The sequence below is a fragment of the Corynebacterium sp. HFH0082 genome (assembly GCF_000411235.1).
GTDB classification, from domain to species: domain Bacteria; phylum Actinomycetota; class Actinomycetes; order Mycobacteriales; family Mycobacteriaceae; genus Corynebacterium; species Corynebacterium jeikeium_D.
Window position 1 is genome coordinate 2,261,250 of the sequence record NZ_KE150404.1, and the last position, 13,017, is coordinate 2,274,266.

Here is a 13,017-nt window from a genome sequence, read left to right on the forward strand (position 1 = left end):
TGCTGCGGTCATTGTCGCTGTCGCTTCTTCCTGGGATTCCAAGCGAAGATGCCCGGATAGTGGGATGGTCGGCTCAATCGGTGCGGTTTCGTCCGTGCGACCGCAAACAGCGTGGCGTTTTACATGCCTAAGCGTGCTTTTCTAGTTACGACCTGTCTGGGGTGGCACGGACTGGAGACAGCAGCAACACATCTGCAGCGATGGTGCAATAGCAGCGAAAGCTCGGTTCATGGACTCAGAGCGGTTGGACGCTGGGTGCATAGCCATCGAGGTGTCTCCTTCCTTGTAATCCCGGGAAATGATTCGCAACTAAGAAAGATCTCTTGAATCAATATCCGTGCCGGTCGTTGATAATGAACAACTTAGTCTATTTCTAAGCGCCTTGCAATGGGGTACGCCCGAAATAGTTCACACTCACTACACACTCCACAATTTCATCACTTACACCAAATAGTTTCATCACTATTACCGTCTTCGGGAAAGTCGAGGAAGAAAGACTATGACTGCCACGCACGCTCCTCAGCACGATCGCTCTGCTGCGGTTTTGAACAAGGCTCGTCGGCAAGCGGACTTGAATCGTCTACGCGAAGAAACCGTTAAGGGCGACATCCCTGATCTGCTGGTCATCGGCGCCGGTATCACTGGTGTCGGCATCGCTTTAGACGCGGCGTCGAGGGGTTTGAAGACCGTTCTCGTCGAATCGAAGGACCTCGCTTTCGGCACCTCTCGTTGGTCATCGAAGCTCGCCCACGGCGGACTGCGCTACCTTGCCAGTGGCAATGTCGGTATCGCTCGCCGCTCAGCTATTGAACGTGGTGCGCTGCTCGACGTCACCGCTCCGCACCTGGTGCATAACCTGCCACAGGTTGTACCGGTGATGGACAAATTCGCACCGTTGACCCGGGTTTTGCCGCGTTTAGGCTTCTTGGCCGGTGACTTTCTACGCATTATCGCTGGTACCTCCGCCACTACCCTGCCGTTGTCCCGCACTGTCAGTTCCCGCCGAGTCAGCCAGCTTTCGCCGACCGTCCGTAAGCGCGACGTGAAAATCGGCTACGTCAACTACGACGGTCAGCTGCGTGACGACGCACGCTTGGTCACCGCTATCGCTCGAACCGCCGCTAGCTACGGTGCAACTATTCTGACCCGGGTGCGCTGCGAGAACGCCTCTGGAACGAGCGCCACACTAATCGACGAGCTCACTGGCGATTCCTTCGAGCTGCCGGCTCACGCTGTGGTCAATGCCACTGGTGTGTGGGCCGCAGACCTAGCGACGAACATCAAGATTCGCCCATCTCGCGGCACGCACCTGGTTCTTGACGCCGCGAAGCTAGGCAACCCTACCGGCTCTCTCACGGTACCGGTTCCTGGTCACACCAACCGTTTCTGTTTTGTCCTTCCCGCAGAGCACAACCGCGTCTACATTGGCCTGACCGATGAGGATGCACCGGGCCCGATTCCGGACGAGCCGGAAGTGCCGGAGGATGACATCGTTTTTCTGCTCGATGTCATCAACCAGGCACTCGAGGTTCCGCTCACTCGTGACGATGTCATCGGTGCTTTCGCCGGCCTGCGTCCGCTCATCGACGCCGGCGAGGCACACACCGCTGACCTCTCCCGCGAGCACGCCTTGTTGGAGGCCCCGAACGGCCTGATTTCCATTACTGGTGGCAAGCTCACCGAGTACCGTCTTATGGCTGAGCAAACCGTGGACAAGGTTGCGGAAAAGCTTGGTGTTTCGCTTGCTCCGTGCTCCACCCGCACCATCCCTGTGCTGGGCTCCGAGCCAGAGGAGCTCGACCGCGCTCGCACCGCTGCCGCTGCCGGCCGTATCCCGATGCCGCTGTTTAACCGCTACGGTGCCGAATCCTTCGAGGTCATCGAATCCTGCCCGCTCGACCGAGCGCTTGACCCGGTAGCGGAGGGTCTCGATGTCACCCGCGCCGAGTTCGCCTGGCATGTGACGCACGAGGGAGCTCTCAGCGTCGACGATATTCTCGATCGCCGCACACGTCTGGGGCTGGTCAAGGCTGATCGCGAATCTGCCCTGCCAGCTGCTGAGGAGGCACTGAGGCTAGCCTAGCGCTGGTCATTGCCGCGGCTGCTTCTGATGCGGCCGTAGCTACTGAATAAAGCGGGGGTCTTCGGACTTCCCGCTTTTTCTGTATACACGGAAACTATGAGTGTAAATAACGCTGTCACTTTCCCCTCCCTCGATGAACTCCGCTCCCGCAGGACAGTCAAATGGACCGCATATTCACCGGACGTGCTGCCACTGTGGGTCGCCGAATCCGATGCCACAACCTGCCCTGCCGTCAGTGCCGCAATCGACGAGGCGTGTCAGCGCGAACAATTCGGATACCTCTCGCAGGACATCACCGCGCTTACGACCGCAACCGCGGACTTTTCTGCACAACGCTACGGATGGCGCCCGAACCCCGACAATATCTTTGCCGTCGCTGACGTCGTCCGCGGTGTCACACTCGCGGTTGAACGCTTCACCCGCCCCGATTCCGCAATTGTCGTCCCCACTCCCGCCTACATGCCGTTTTTCCAGGTAGGTCCCGCGCTGGGACGCGAGACAGTGTGCATTCCCACGCTTGCCGACGGCCCGGATCTCGGCGCCCTCGAACGCGCCTTCGCCGACGGTGCCGGTTGCCTAATCTTGTGTAACCCGAATAATCCTCTCGGCTTTACCTACTCCCCCGAAAAACTGCGTGAGATTACCGATTTAGCCGCTCGCTTTGGTGCGCGCGTTATCTCAGACGAGATTCACGGCCCAGTTGTTCTAGATGGCACTCACACTCCAACCGCGTCGGTGTCGGATACCGCGGCGGCCGTGACTATCACGGTGACTGCTACCTCGAAGGGCTGGAATACCGCCGGCCTCAAGTGTGCGCAAATCATCTTTAACGACGAAGATGCCAAAACCTGGCTGGAGCTGCCCTTCATTGTTCGCGAAGGCGCTTCTATTCTTGGTGTCGCCGCGACCACCGCCGCCTACCGCGATGGCGTGCCCTGGCTGGACAATTTTGTCGATGTCCTGCGCACCAACCGTGAGACTCTGCGAACACGTTTGTCCACTATTGCGCCACAGGCTCGCTTTACCCCACCGCAAGCATCATTTTTGGCGTGGTTGGACTTGGGTGACGTGCCTGGTGTTGACAGTGAGGACCCAGCTGCGTGGCTGGTTGAAAACGCCAAAATAGCACTCAACCCCGGCTTCGCATTCGGCGAAGGCGGGGTTGGGCATGTGCGGCTTAACTTTGCGACCTCCCCGGAAATCCTCGGTGAGGCCCTGGACCGTCTTGACGCGGCCCTGCGCTTGTAGTTGACGTTTTAGTTGGTGACAGTGACGCTGCCGTCGGCGTTGACAACAACGTTGGAGGCCAGAGCGCGAGCCAGGTTCATGCGAACGTGCTGGCCCTCACCGTCAGTGCGATCGAGCGGGTAGCCGGATGGGATTGCGGTCTGAGCGAGGACGGAGCTGCGCTGTTCCTCAGTCAGCTGCGGGAAGCGGGTCTCCAGCAAACCTGCGTAACGCTTCGGAACAACAACTGGCTCGTTAGCCGGGCCAACCTGCTTGAAGTCGTAGGTCATGCGTTCGGTGTACTGCTGAACGGCAGCTGCGGTGCTCATGTACGGAGTGTCCTTGGCAACGCAGTTGGCGATGGTGTCGCTACAGCGGTACTCGAGCTCCGTACGCAGCTCATCCATGGCTTCTTCGATGAGTGGGCGGAACTCTGGGTCTGCCCAACGATCAGCTGCGGCCTGGTTGCCCATCATGCGGCCGCCCATAACGTCCAGCGGGTAGTGGACGCCCATGACAAGGCGAGAATGACCAGCCTCGGACGCACGCGCCTGAATCTGCGGTGCAACCTCCGGCAGCATCATAGCCAGCATGGTTGAAGTCCATGCAGCCTTGTTGGTGTGGCCCGACGGGTAGGACGGGGTGGTCGAGTACGGGTCGTCCTGACCTTCGCGGTAGTAGCGCTCGATGCGCTCCGGCGCCACCACAAATGGGCGATCGTAGCCGTAGACGTACTTCTCGAAGAAGGTCGAGCTGACCAGACCGCCGCCGCGAGCAAGGTTGCCGGACAGCAGGGCCTTTACCTTCGGCAGGCGATCCTCGTCGTAGGCATCACGGAAGTGCTGGCCCAGGTTTGCACCGAAAGCAGTGGAAATATTGGCCAGTGGGTCCAGGTAGTCGTCATCAAGAGCGAGTTCCTGTGCCTGCGGGTCATTCTTGGCAGCGTTGTTAATGCGGACGACCGTTTCGAGGTTCTGGTCCATAACCTCTGGGTGGTTCTTCTCCAGCTCCACGAAAGGATGCACAACGTAGAAGTAGAACCAGTTATCGGTGGCGGCATCCGACGGGTACGCGCGTGCAATCTGGTCCGGGCGGTACGAGGTTGGCTTCGGCGCATTCGGGTCGGTGTTTTCACCGGAAGATGACGGCAGCGAGATGGAATCCGGGACCTCGAAGCCACCGCCGGGGAGCTTGATTCCCTCTGGAGCTGCCACATTAGCTGGAAGATCAGAAACAGAGTCCAGGCGGTTGCCGAGCTCGGCCAACGGGTTGACCGGAGCTGCCACGGCCGTTGCCGGTGTAAGCCCCATTACAACTGCCATTGCTGCGGTAGCAGCGCCGACGCGAGTACGTGTTGCAGTGCGCTTGTGCGGCTTCAAAGAAGACACTGAAGCATTCCTTTCCAGATTGCTGCGTGGGAGGCACCAGTTGTGAAGTGCTCTATAAGCCAAGGTCTGACAAAATCTTCACTTATGTTAAGCGCACTGTGAGGTTTCGGCGCGTTGAAAAGAAACAAGTTTTCAAAATGCTAGCGCCGATCGTGGGAGCTTTCCCCATCAGACTCCGGGTTTTCACTGATAAATGCATAAAAGAAACCGGTTGGCGGGAGAAACGCCCGTCAACCGGTAAGAACTCAATACTCGCCCCAAACGGGGCTAAAAGCGTGGACTACTTGGAGTAGTCGTAGAAGCCACGGCCGGACTTGCGGCCGAAGTGACCCGCCTCAACCATGCGCTTGAGCAGTGGAGGTGCCGCGTAAGTCGGCTCCTTGTACTCATCGAACATGGCATCGGCAATGAACTTGATGGTGTCCAGACCAACCATGTCGGCCAGAGTCAGCGGACCCATCGGGTGCGCACAGCCATTGACCATTCCGGCATCGATGTCTTCTGCAGTAGCAATGCCGTCCTGCAGCATGCGAATAGCGCCGAGGATGTACGGAACCAGCAGGGCGTTAACAATGAAGCCCGAGCGATCCTTAGCGCGAATGACGGTCTTGCCCAGCGCCTCGGAAGCGTACTCGTACGCACGCTCCGACTGAACATCACCGGTCGTCAGAGTAACGACATGCTCTACCAGAGGCAGAACCGGAACCGGGTTGAAGAAGTGCAGACCCATGACGCGCTCCGGGCGCTTGGTAGCTGCAGCAATGGACTGAATCGGCAGCGAGGAGGTGTTGGAAGCCAGGATGGCATCTTCTGACTCAACAATTTCATCGAGCTGCGAGAATACGCTGGCCTTTACTTCTGGGTTCTCCACGATGGCCTCGATGACCAGCTCACGGTCAGCGAAGTCCTCCAGCTTGGTGGTGAAGCTAATACGCCCCAGAATCTCATCACGTGCAGACTGCTCTAGCTTGCCACGGGAAACGGCCTTATCCAGCGACTTTTCAATACGGGCGCGACCGGACTCAAGGAACTCCTCCTTGGCCTCCCAGACCTTGACATCGCTACCGGCCTTCGCACAGACCTCAATAATTCCGGAGCCCATCTGACCGGCGCCGACGATACCTACTCGCGAGATACTATTTGCCATTGGCGTGTTTTCCTACCTTCTACTCTGGGTTATTAGCCAGCATTGTGCTTCATCCGAGTGCGCATTCGCTTGACGACGATCACAGCGCACTGGCTTTATTTACACGCTACTCACTTCCCCGGTTCCCCGGGCACGCTTTGCAGGACTTTTTACTTGAATTTCCCCCCACGAGCTTTGGGCAGCGGCTAGTACTGCATACGTTTTTCCAGCGCCTGCTGAATATCTTCCAGCTGCTGCTGAGAAGAGCGTGCCAACTCTTTCAGGTCGTTTCCGCCATGCTTTTCCAGCTCTTCCCACTGTCCGAGCATCTTATCCAGGCTGCCTTCCATCAACGTCAGATAAGCCATATCTGCGTGTGGCCCCTCCTCGTTCTCGAGGCGAGTCATGGTGGCGGTGTCGAGCTTGGTCTCCGACGGATCAACATCGACACCGAGAGTCTTGACTAGCTGCGCTTCCTCTTCAGCAAAGATTGGTTCCGCCTGCTGCGCAATCTTTCGAGTCTCTTCCGAAACCGATTCCTTTGCAATCAGCGTCTGCGATGCTGTCTTCAGCGCCGCAGTATCTGCCGCCAGCTGAGCCAAGTTATCCCGAATGGCGGCGGTTGAGGCAACAGCACTCTGCTCCTGGCTTGTCTGATTCTGGTTGCTCTCCAGGGCTGCCTCATCGCTATCCCCACAAGCACTGAGACCAACGACGAGAGCAGAGGCCAGCACAGCGGAGCTAATACGCAGGCCACGCCCAATCAGAGAATAGGTCTCCCTGCTGGAAGCGGCTGCGCTATCGCGAAAGGTGTCTGAGGACATTAGTCGACCTGCAGCTCGCCCATGCGATCCCAGTCCTGCTTATCTGGCAGTACCTGCGAGACAATCTTCGGGGTCTCAGCGAGCAGCGGCTTCATCGCCTCCAGCCCCTTGGCGAAGTGCTCGGAATTGACGTGGGCTTCACCAGCGTCATCATCGAATGCCTCGACGAGGATGTACTGGTTGGGGTCTTCTACGCTGCGGGACCATTCAAACCACTTGTTGCCAGCCTCTGCGCGGGTGGCAGCGGTGAACTCAGCGACGTGGTCCATCCATTCGTCGGCAAACTCCGGCTTAACTTGGTAATTCACAACGATAAAAATCATGTCGCCCACTGTAGGCGCGTCCAAGCAGAATTGCACCCTTCGACGAATAGAGTTTCGCTGAGAATTTTTCTTACGCTGACCTCAGGTGACAGTTATATTGGTTTGTATGATGAACACTCCGCTCATTCTCACCTACCAAGATAAGACCCCACGCATTCATTCCAGCGCCTGGATTGCGCCCGGCGCGGTCATTATCGGTGATGTCGAAATCGGTGCGGATAGCTCCGTGTTCTACGGTTCTGTTCTCCGAGGAGACGTCGCACCAATCCGCATCGGCCAGCGCACCAATATTCAGGACAACTCCACAGTCCATGTCGACCGAGGCGTGCCCACGATTCTCGGCGATGATGTCACCGTCGGACACATGGCCTTGGTCCACGGCACCACGGTTGAAAATGGTTGCCTCATCGGCATGAAGTCCACCCTGCTTTCGCGTTCCCGTATCGGCGCTGGCAGCCTCATTGCTGCAGGTGCCGTGGTGTTGGAAGATCAGATTATCGACCCCAGGTCGCTGGCTGCAGGCGTTCCCGCCAAGGTGCGTCGTGAACTCTCCGCCGAGGAAGCAGAGGGCTTCATCGCCCATGCAGGGCGTTATGTGGAAACAGCGTCCAACCACCGCCACCTCCGCGAGGTCGACCTGGATATGGTGACTTTTAACTAGGCGGCTGCCGAGGCGCCTAGCTAAGCGGCTAGGCGGATTGTTTGACGGTCAGTGTCGCAGCACTACACCACTGTCGCGCCCGCCGCGGCCAATTCCGCTAGTGCAGCCTTGCCGCGCTCCGGGTCCACCGCCGCGACCTGATTGCTCAGAACACGAACGGAAAAGCCCTCCTTGAGGCCATCGAGCACTGTGGCGCGGACGCAGTGGTCAGTCGCAACTCCCACCACATCGATTTCTTCGATGTCAGAGGCGCGGAGAGCGTCGGCAAGCGAAACGCCAGCCTCCGTTGTTCCCTCGAAACCGGAGTAGGCGGCGGCGTACTCCCCTTTTGTGACATCGATACGCACAGCAGCGGGGTTGAGCTGCTCAAAAAACGCGATGGCGCGCTGCATGCCGGGGTGAATCTCTGCGCCCGGGGTACCTGCAACACAGTGTTTCGGCCAGGTATCGACGAAATCCGGGGTTTCAGAGAAGTGCGTGCCTGGGTCGATGTGATTGTCACGGGTGGTCGCAAGAACCGAGTACTTGTTAGCTGTGCCCGCAACATGCAGATATGTAGCGGTGTACGCTGCCTCAGCACCGTCGACGGCAAGTGCGCCACCCGCGGAAAAATCATTCTGAGCGTCGACGACTACCAGTGCCATGCGGGGACGCGCCGGGCGCTGCTGTTCCTCGGAGTGGGCGTCATTGCTGGTGTCTGCCTCGGTGCCAGCGTTATCCGAGTTGTCCGCATTGACCTGTCGGTAGATTTCGGAGAAGGAAGCGTTCATGGCCTATATCTTGCCACGTGCCCACGTTCAGAGGAGCACGTGAACTATCGACCGGACATCGACGCCCTACCGACAACACAGAGTCAATCCGGGAAAGCGGTTAAAATTGCTCCGGTAATTCTTTGATACGACGACGGCTCCTGGTCGCGTCCTCCAATACGGGAGGTTTTTATGGCAGGCGGACTTGTCGCGCTGCTTGACGACGTTGCCACGATTGCACGCGCTGCAGCGGCAACAACAGACGATATTGCGGCTGCGGCCGGCAAAGCTAGCGCTAAAGCCGCCGGTGTTGTGGTTGACGACGCTGCGGTGACACCTAAATTCGTCGAGGGTGTCTCGCCGAAACGCGAGCTGCCGATTATTTGGCGTATCGCCAAGGGCTCCTTGGTCAATAAAATTGTCATTATTCTGCCGATTGCATTGCTGCTAAGTCAGTTTCTGCCCTGGGCGCTGACGCCGATTTTGATGCTCGGTGGCTCCTACCTGTGCTTTGAGGGCATGGAAAAGGCCTGGGAGAAGATTAAGCACCGAATCTCTCCCGATCAGACTGAGCAGGAGCGGATGGAGGCGGCGACTAACCGCACACCTCAGAATGAAGATTCGCTGGTGAAGTCTGCAATTTTCACAGACTTGATTCTCTCTGCGGAAATCATGGTGATTTCTCTCAATGAGGTCGCTGATCAGCCGCTGCTCAATCGCGCGCTGATTCTTATTGTGGTGGCACTCATCATCACGCTTGCGGTCTACGGCGTGGTGGGCCTCTTGGTCAAGATTGATGACATTGGCCTGCACCTGCAGTCCAAGAAGTCAACCGGTATCAGCAAGTTTGGTGCTGCGCTGGTCAAAGCCATGCCAATCGTTCTGAACACGATCGGCATTATCGGCACGTTTGCCATGTTGTGGGTCGGTGGACACATCATGGTGGTCGGCCTCGACGAGCTGGGCTGGCATCTCCCCTACCAGCTGGTCCACAACCTTGAGCAGCAGTTTACCGGCGGCTTCCTCGGCTGGTTGGCCAACACCACCGGCTCACTGATCTTCGGCACCATCTGGGGCGCAATCATTGTGGCGATTGTCGCCGTGCTGCCATTCGGCCACGGCAAGCACAACAAGTCTGACGCTTAGGAGTACGTGACCTCGCCGTCGACGTAGACCCAACGTCGCGCACGACGAACAAAACGGGAACGCTCGTGCATCGTGCCGACACCGTCATGGTCATGAAAAGCCGCTTCAAATTCCACGATGCCTTCGCGGTCATCCTCGCCGCCATCGACAGCGTTGATGATGGTGAGTCCTTCCCATTCCACACCGTCATCGACATTGATAACTTCCGGGCGGTAGCGCGGATGCCACGTCCGCCAGATGTAATCCGCCTCGTGGGCAGCGTAAGCGCTGTACCTCGCTGCCATCAGCTCAGCTGCGGTCACCGCCTCCCGCTCACCGCGGTGCAGCGGGCCACAGCACTGCCCGTAGAGCCCCCCACCACACGGGCACAAATCGGAATCAGTAACGCGGGCGCGAGCGAAAAATGCGTTCCCGCTTCCTGCTCTAGCACCGTTTCCTGCTACCAATCCAGACTCCGTTACAGCACTATTTTCTCTTACCTGCCGACCCATAATCGCCAGCCCCTCCCCAATCTCGCACGTGGTACTAAACACGTCCTAACAACGTCTTTACATACCTACCAATTGGCCCGCAGCACCGCTAGTCGGCTTAGCCCCCGAGAGGCTTGACGACGGCTACCGCGTCGCCCTCGGCATTCCTTCCGCAAAGCCCGCAGCGGATTGAATTCCCACCACTGCCCGCTCAGCGAACTGCTCGATGGTGGCCGAACCCGCGTATGTGAACGAAGAACGTACGCCCGAGATAATGCGATCGATCTGGTCCTCCACGCCTTCGCGGCCTGGCTCCAGGTAGATTTTCGCAGTCGAGATGCCCTCTTCGAACATCTCGCGCCGGGCCTTCTCAAAGGCCTCTACCTGTGCATTTCGGCTCTCCACCGCACGGTGTGAAGCCATGCCAAAGGACTCCTTGAACATGCGCCCGTCGACGTCCTTTTGGACATCCCCTGGGGACTCGAAAGTACCGGCAAACCACGAGCCAATCATCACGTTGGACGCACCCGCAGCCAACGCAAGCGCAACATCGCGAGGATCTTTCACTCCACCATCAGCCCAGACATGCACGCCGCATTCACGGGCAGCTGCAGCGCATTCGAGCACGGCAGAAAACTGTGGACGCCCAACTCCGGTCTGCATTCGGGTTGTGCACATCGCACCCGGACCGACGCCGACCTTAATAATGTCGGCTCCCGCCTCCGCTAGGTCGCGAACACCATTGGCGGTCACGACATTGCCAGCGGCAATTGGCACAGGTGGGTTGAGCGCGCGGACTCGTCGTAAAGCACGGAGCATCGATTCCTGATGACCGTGGGCGGTATCGACAACGAGCACGTCGGCACCTGCGTCGAGCAGTGTCTTCGCGCGCCCTTCAACATCACCGTTGATGCCAAGCGCCGCACCGACGCGCAGCTTGCCCTCAGCGTCGACAGCGGGCTTGTAAAGCGTCGCACGCAGCGCGCCCTTACGCGTGAGAATACCCACCAGCGCGCCATCGGCGTCCACCACTGGAGCGAGTTTGCGACCGGAAGCAGTGAGCTGGTCAAAAGCGTCACGGGGCTCAATATCGGCCGGAAGCGTAAATAGCGAAGTGGACATGAGCGTCCCCACCTGCGCAAAGTTGTCAACGCCCGCCAGGTCACGGCCGGTAATCAGACCAACCGGTTTGTTGTCTTCCACCACCACTGCCGCACCGTGCGCGCGCTTCGGCAGAAGATGGCGCGCATACCCCGCGGTGTGGTGAGGCTTGACGACGATTGGAGTGTCGAAAACCAGCCCAGCGGACTTGACCTTGCGGATGGTCTCAGCAGCAATGTCAGCTGGGACGTCCTGCGGCAGGATGGCAATTCCGCCTCGGCGAGCGGTGGTTTCGGCCATCCGGCGCCCGGAAATAGCCGTCATATTGGAGACCACAATCGGAATGGTTGTGCCGGTGCCATCATTGGTGGACAAATCGACACCCATGCGAGAGCCGACGGATGACTTTGACGGCACCATGAAGACATCGCTGTAGGTCAACTCGTAGGGCGCGGACTGATTGTTGAGAAATTTCACACACCCCAGGATATGCCGATTTTTCCGGCGCGCACGGTGAGAGTGCACCGAGGTGAGCATCAGTGACCGGCCTCGCCTGGTGTAGGTTCGAACGGGACTCCATTGACTCAACCGGGATTTTTCAGCCCAGGAAAGATGCTTAGCAGAATCTGATGAAAACGCCGATCAAAGATTACTTGTCCGAAATCGTCGAATCCGTCCGCCCCGATGAGTCTGGCGAGGTAGCGGACTATATTCCCACCCTTGCCCAAGCTAATCCCGACCGCCTGGCACTTGCTATGACCACCGTGTCAGGTCGCACCTACGCCACGGGCGACACCGATACTGAATTCACCATTCAGTCGATGTCCAAGCCCTTCGCTTATGCCGCAGCCATCACCGAGCACGGCACAGACAAAATCGACAGCATTGTGGGCACCGAACCTTCCGGTGAGGCCTTCAACGAGCTGTCGCTGGAGCAGGGCACGCACCGACCAAAGAATCCGATGATTAATGTCGGTGCACTGACCATCAACCAGTTCGTATGCCAGCCAGGTGCCAACTGGAAGACTCGCACGAAGCACATGGTGGAGCTTCTCTCAACTTTGGCTGGCCGTAAGCTCCGCGTTGACTACGATGCCTATGAATGCGAAATGGACACTGCCCATCGAAACATGTCCATCGCACATATGCTGGCAGCTTACGGTTTCATCGAAACCACGCCCCACGATGCTGTCCGCGGCTACACCGCACAGTGCTCCGTGCTGGTCAACACTCGCGATGTCGCCATGATGACCGCAGTGTTGGCCAACGGCGGCGTTAACCCGGTTACCAACCAGACTGTGCTCGGCCGCTCGGTTGTTCGCCGAGTCTTGTCCGTGATGGCTATTGCCGGCATGTATGACGAGGCCGGTGAATGGTTTACCGAGGTCGGGATTCCCGCCAAGAGCGGTGTCGCCGGCGGCTTGCTGGGAGCGCTGCCTGGACAGGCGGGTCTTGCAGCCTTTTCGCCGCGATTGAACGACCACGGCAACAGCGTCCGCAGCATTGCCATCTTCCGGAAGCTCTCCGAAGATTTGGGTCTTCATCTCATGGATGCCGATGCGATTGGTTCGCGTGCGCTGCGCGGTACGCGCGTCAGCAATGGCCGCTCGATCATCGAGATTCAGGGCCCAGTCAACTTCACTGCGGCCGAGATTATTCTCAACAGGTTGGCGACTTCCACACCGTCGGAAAGCGAAATTGTCTTCGACGTCAGCCGCGTTGGCATTGTCAACCCGGTGGGACGCACGTTGATTCTGGAAGCGATGCGACGTCTGAGCCATGACGGCAAGGAGATCTTGTTCTACGACCCGGAGGGCGTACTGCCGAACCCAGATATGGGCGAGGGGCTGCTGCCAGTCATCCTCCAGGATGCGCCGTAAACTGCGCTAACCGAAATCCAATATGGTGACGTTCGGGTA

The 13,017-nt window shown here is 58.4% G+C and carries 12 protein-coding genes; 5 read left to right on the forward strand and 7 right to left on the reverse strand.

From position 1 onward, the window contains the following. Nucleotides 1-499: 499 nt before the first annotated feature. Both HMPREF1206_RS09700 and HMPREF1206_RS09705 read left to right on the forward strand, forming a co-directional pair. Nucleotides 500-2,083 (forward strand): glycerol-3-phosphate dehydrogenase/oxidase, encoded by a 1,584-nt coding sequence (locus HMPREF1206_RS09700; RefSeq protein WP_016423134.1) that lies wholly within the window; start codon nucleotides 500-502, stop codon nucleotides 2,081-2,083. Between the two features lie 96 nt (nucleotides 2,084-2,179). Beyond that, nucleotides 2,180-3,331 (forward strand): MalY/PatB family protein, encoded by a 1,152-nt coding sequence (locus tag HMPREF1206_RS09705; RefSeq protein ID WP_016423135.1) that lies wholly within the window; start codon nucleotides 2,180-2,182, stop codon nucleotides 3,329-3,331. A gap of 8 nt (nucleotides 3,332-3,339) precedes the next feature. Here the strand turns inward: HMPREF1206_RS09705 and HMPREF1206_RS09710 are convergent, their stop codons facing one another. The 4 genes from HMPREF1206_RS09710 to HMPREF1206_RS09730 all read right to left on the reverse strand — a co-directional run bounded on the left by HMPREF1206_RS09710 (nucleotide 3,340) and on the right by HMPREF1206_RS09730 (nucleotide 6,971). Beyond that, the gene (locus HMPREF1206_RS09710; protein ID WP_016423136.1) at nucleotides 3,340-4,698 is read right to left on the reverse strand and encodes a phosphatase PAP2 family protein; all 1,359 of its coding nucleotides are present in this window, start codon (nucleotides 4,696-4,698) and stop codon (nucleotides 3,340-3,342) included. 280 nt (nucleotides 4,699-4,978) lie between these two features. Further along, nucleotides 4,979-5,845 carry a 3-hydroxybutyryl-CoA dehydrogenase gene (locus HMPREF1206_RS09720; RefSeq protein ID WP_016423138.1) on the reverse strand — a complete coding sequence of 289 codons (867 nt, stop codon included), beginning with the start codon at nucleotides 5,843-5,845 and terminating at the stop codon, nucleotides 4,979-4,981. Between the two features lie 185 nt (nucleotides 5,846-6,030). Continuing rightward, nucleotides 6,031-6,648, reverse strand: a complete 618-nt coding sequence (locus HMPREF1206_RS09725) for a hypothetical protein (RefSeq protein WP_016423139.1) — start codon at nucleotides 6,646-6,648, stop codon at nucleotides 6,031-6,033. Continuing rightward, nucleotides 6,648-6,971, reverse strand: coding sequence for a putative quinol monooxygenase (locus HMPREF1206_RS09730; RefSeq protein ID WP_038629105.1), 324 nt, complete (start codon nucleotides 6,969-6,971; stop codon nucleotides 6,648-6,650). Before HMPREF1206_RS09730 ends, HMPREF1206_RS09725 begins: the two co-directional genes overlap by 1 nt. A 106-nt stretch (nucleotides 6,972-7,077) precedes the next feature. On the opposite strand from HMPREF1206_RS09730, the gene HMPREF1206_RS09735 reads away from it, so the two are divergent. Further along, a complete protein-coding gene (locus HMPREF1206_RS09735) occupies nucleotides 7,078-7,632 on the forward strand; it encodes a gamma carbonic anhydrase family protein (protein WP_005510604.1) in 555 nt (184 codons plus the stop codon). Nucleotides 7,633-7,694: 62 nt separating this feature from the next. Here the strand turns inward: HMPREF1206_RS09735 and HMPREF1206_RS09740 are convergent, their stop codons facing one another. Continuing rightward, nucleotides 7,695-8,402: an isochorismatase family protein gene (locus HMPREF1206_RS09740; protein WP_016423140.1), complete on the reverse strand. Its 708-nt coding sequence runs from the start codon at nucleotides 8,400-8,402 to the stop codon at nucleotides 7,695-7,697. Between the two features lie 171 nt (nucleotides 8,403-8,573). Here HMPREF1206_RS09740 and HMPREF1206_RS09745 point away from each other — a divergent pair, with 171 nt between their 5' ends. Continuing rightward, a complete protein-coding gene (locus tag HMPREF1206_RS09745; RefSeq protein ID WP_016423141.1) occupies nucleotides 8,574-9,527 on the forward strand; it encodes a DUF808 domain-containing protein in 954 nt (317 codons plus the stop codon). Here the strand turns inward: HMPREF1206_RS09745 and HMPREF1206_RS09750 are convergent. Together HMPREF1206_RS09750 and HMPREF1206_RS09755 are read right to left on the reverse strand one after the other, a co-directional pair. Continuing rightward, nucleotides 9,524-9,973, reverse strand: a complete 450-nt coding sequence (locus HMPREF1206_RS09750; RefSeq protein WP_088611608.1) for a YchJ family protein — start codon at nucleotides 9,971-9,973, stop codon at nucleotides 9,524-9,526. The genes HMPREF1206_RS09745 and HMPREF1206_RS09750 overlap by 4 nt on opposite strands. A gap of 168 nt (nucleotides 9,974-10,141) precedes the next feature. Then, on the reverse strand, nucleotides 10,142-11,575 hold the full coding sequence (locus HMPREF1206_RS09755; RefSeq protein WP_005510682.1) for a GuaB1 family IMP dehydrogenase-related protein: 1,434 nt from the start codon (nucleotides 11,573-11,575) through the stop codon (nucleotides 10,142-10,144). Nucleotides 11,576-11,727: 152 nt separating this feature from the next. On the opposite strand from HMPREF1206_RS09755, the gene HMPREF1206_RS09760 reads away from it, so the two are divergent. Further along, nucleotides 11,728-12,978 carry a glutaminase gene (locus HMPREF1206_RS09760; RefSeq protein WP_016423144.1) on the forward strand — a complete coding sequence of 417 codons (1,251 nt, stop codon included), beginning with the start codon at nucleotides 11,728-11,730 and terminating at the stop codon, nucleotides 12,976-12,978. Nucleotides 12,979-13,017 lie beyond the last annotated feature (39 nt).

Bases quoted from the DNA above. Each gene is read 5' to 3' on its own strand.
- HMPREF1206_RS09735 (WP_005510604.1), top strand. From the start codon at position 7,078: ATGATGAACACTCCGCTCATTCTCACCTACCAAGATAAGACCCCACGC.
- HMPREF1206_RS09760 (WP_016423144.1), top strand. From the start codon at position 11,728: ATGAAAACGCCGATCAAAGATTACTTGTCCGAAATCGTCGAATCCGTC.
- HMPREF1206_RS09725 (WP_016423139.1), bottom strand. From the start codon at position 6,648: ATGTCCTCAGACACCTTTCGCGATAGCGCAGCCGCTTCCAGCAGGGAG.
- HMPREF1206_RS09720 (WP_016423138.1), bottom strand. From the start codon at position 5,845: ATGGCAAATAGTATCTCGCGAGTAGGTATCGTCGGCGCCGGTCAGATG.
- HMPREF1206_RS09745 (WP_016423141.1), top strand. From the start codon at position 8,574: ATGGCAGGCGGACTTGTCGCGCTGCTTGACGACGTTGCCACGATTGCA.
- HMPREF1206_RS09700 (WP_016423134.1), top strand. From the start codon at position 500: ATGACTGCCACGCACGCTCCTCAGCACGATCGCTCTGCTGCGGTTTTG.
- HMPREF1206_RS09730 (WP_038629105.1), bottom strand. From the start codon at position 6,971: ATGATTTTTATCGTTGTGAATTACCAAGTTAAGCCGGAGTTTGCCGAC.
- HMPREF1206_RS09740 (WP_016423140.1), bottom strand. From the start codon at position 8,402: ATGAACGCTTCCTTCTCCGAAATCTACCGACAGGTCAATGCGGACAAC.
- HMPREF1206_RS09705 (WP_016423135.1), top strand. From the start codon at position 2,180: ATGAGTGTAAATAACGCTGTCACTTTCCCCTCCCTCGATGAACTCCGC.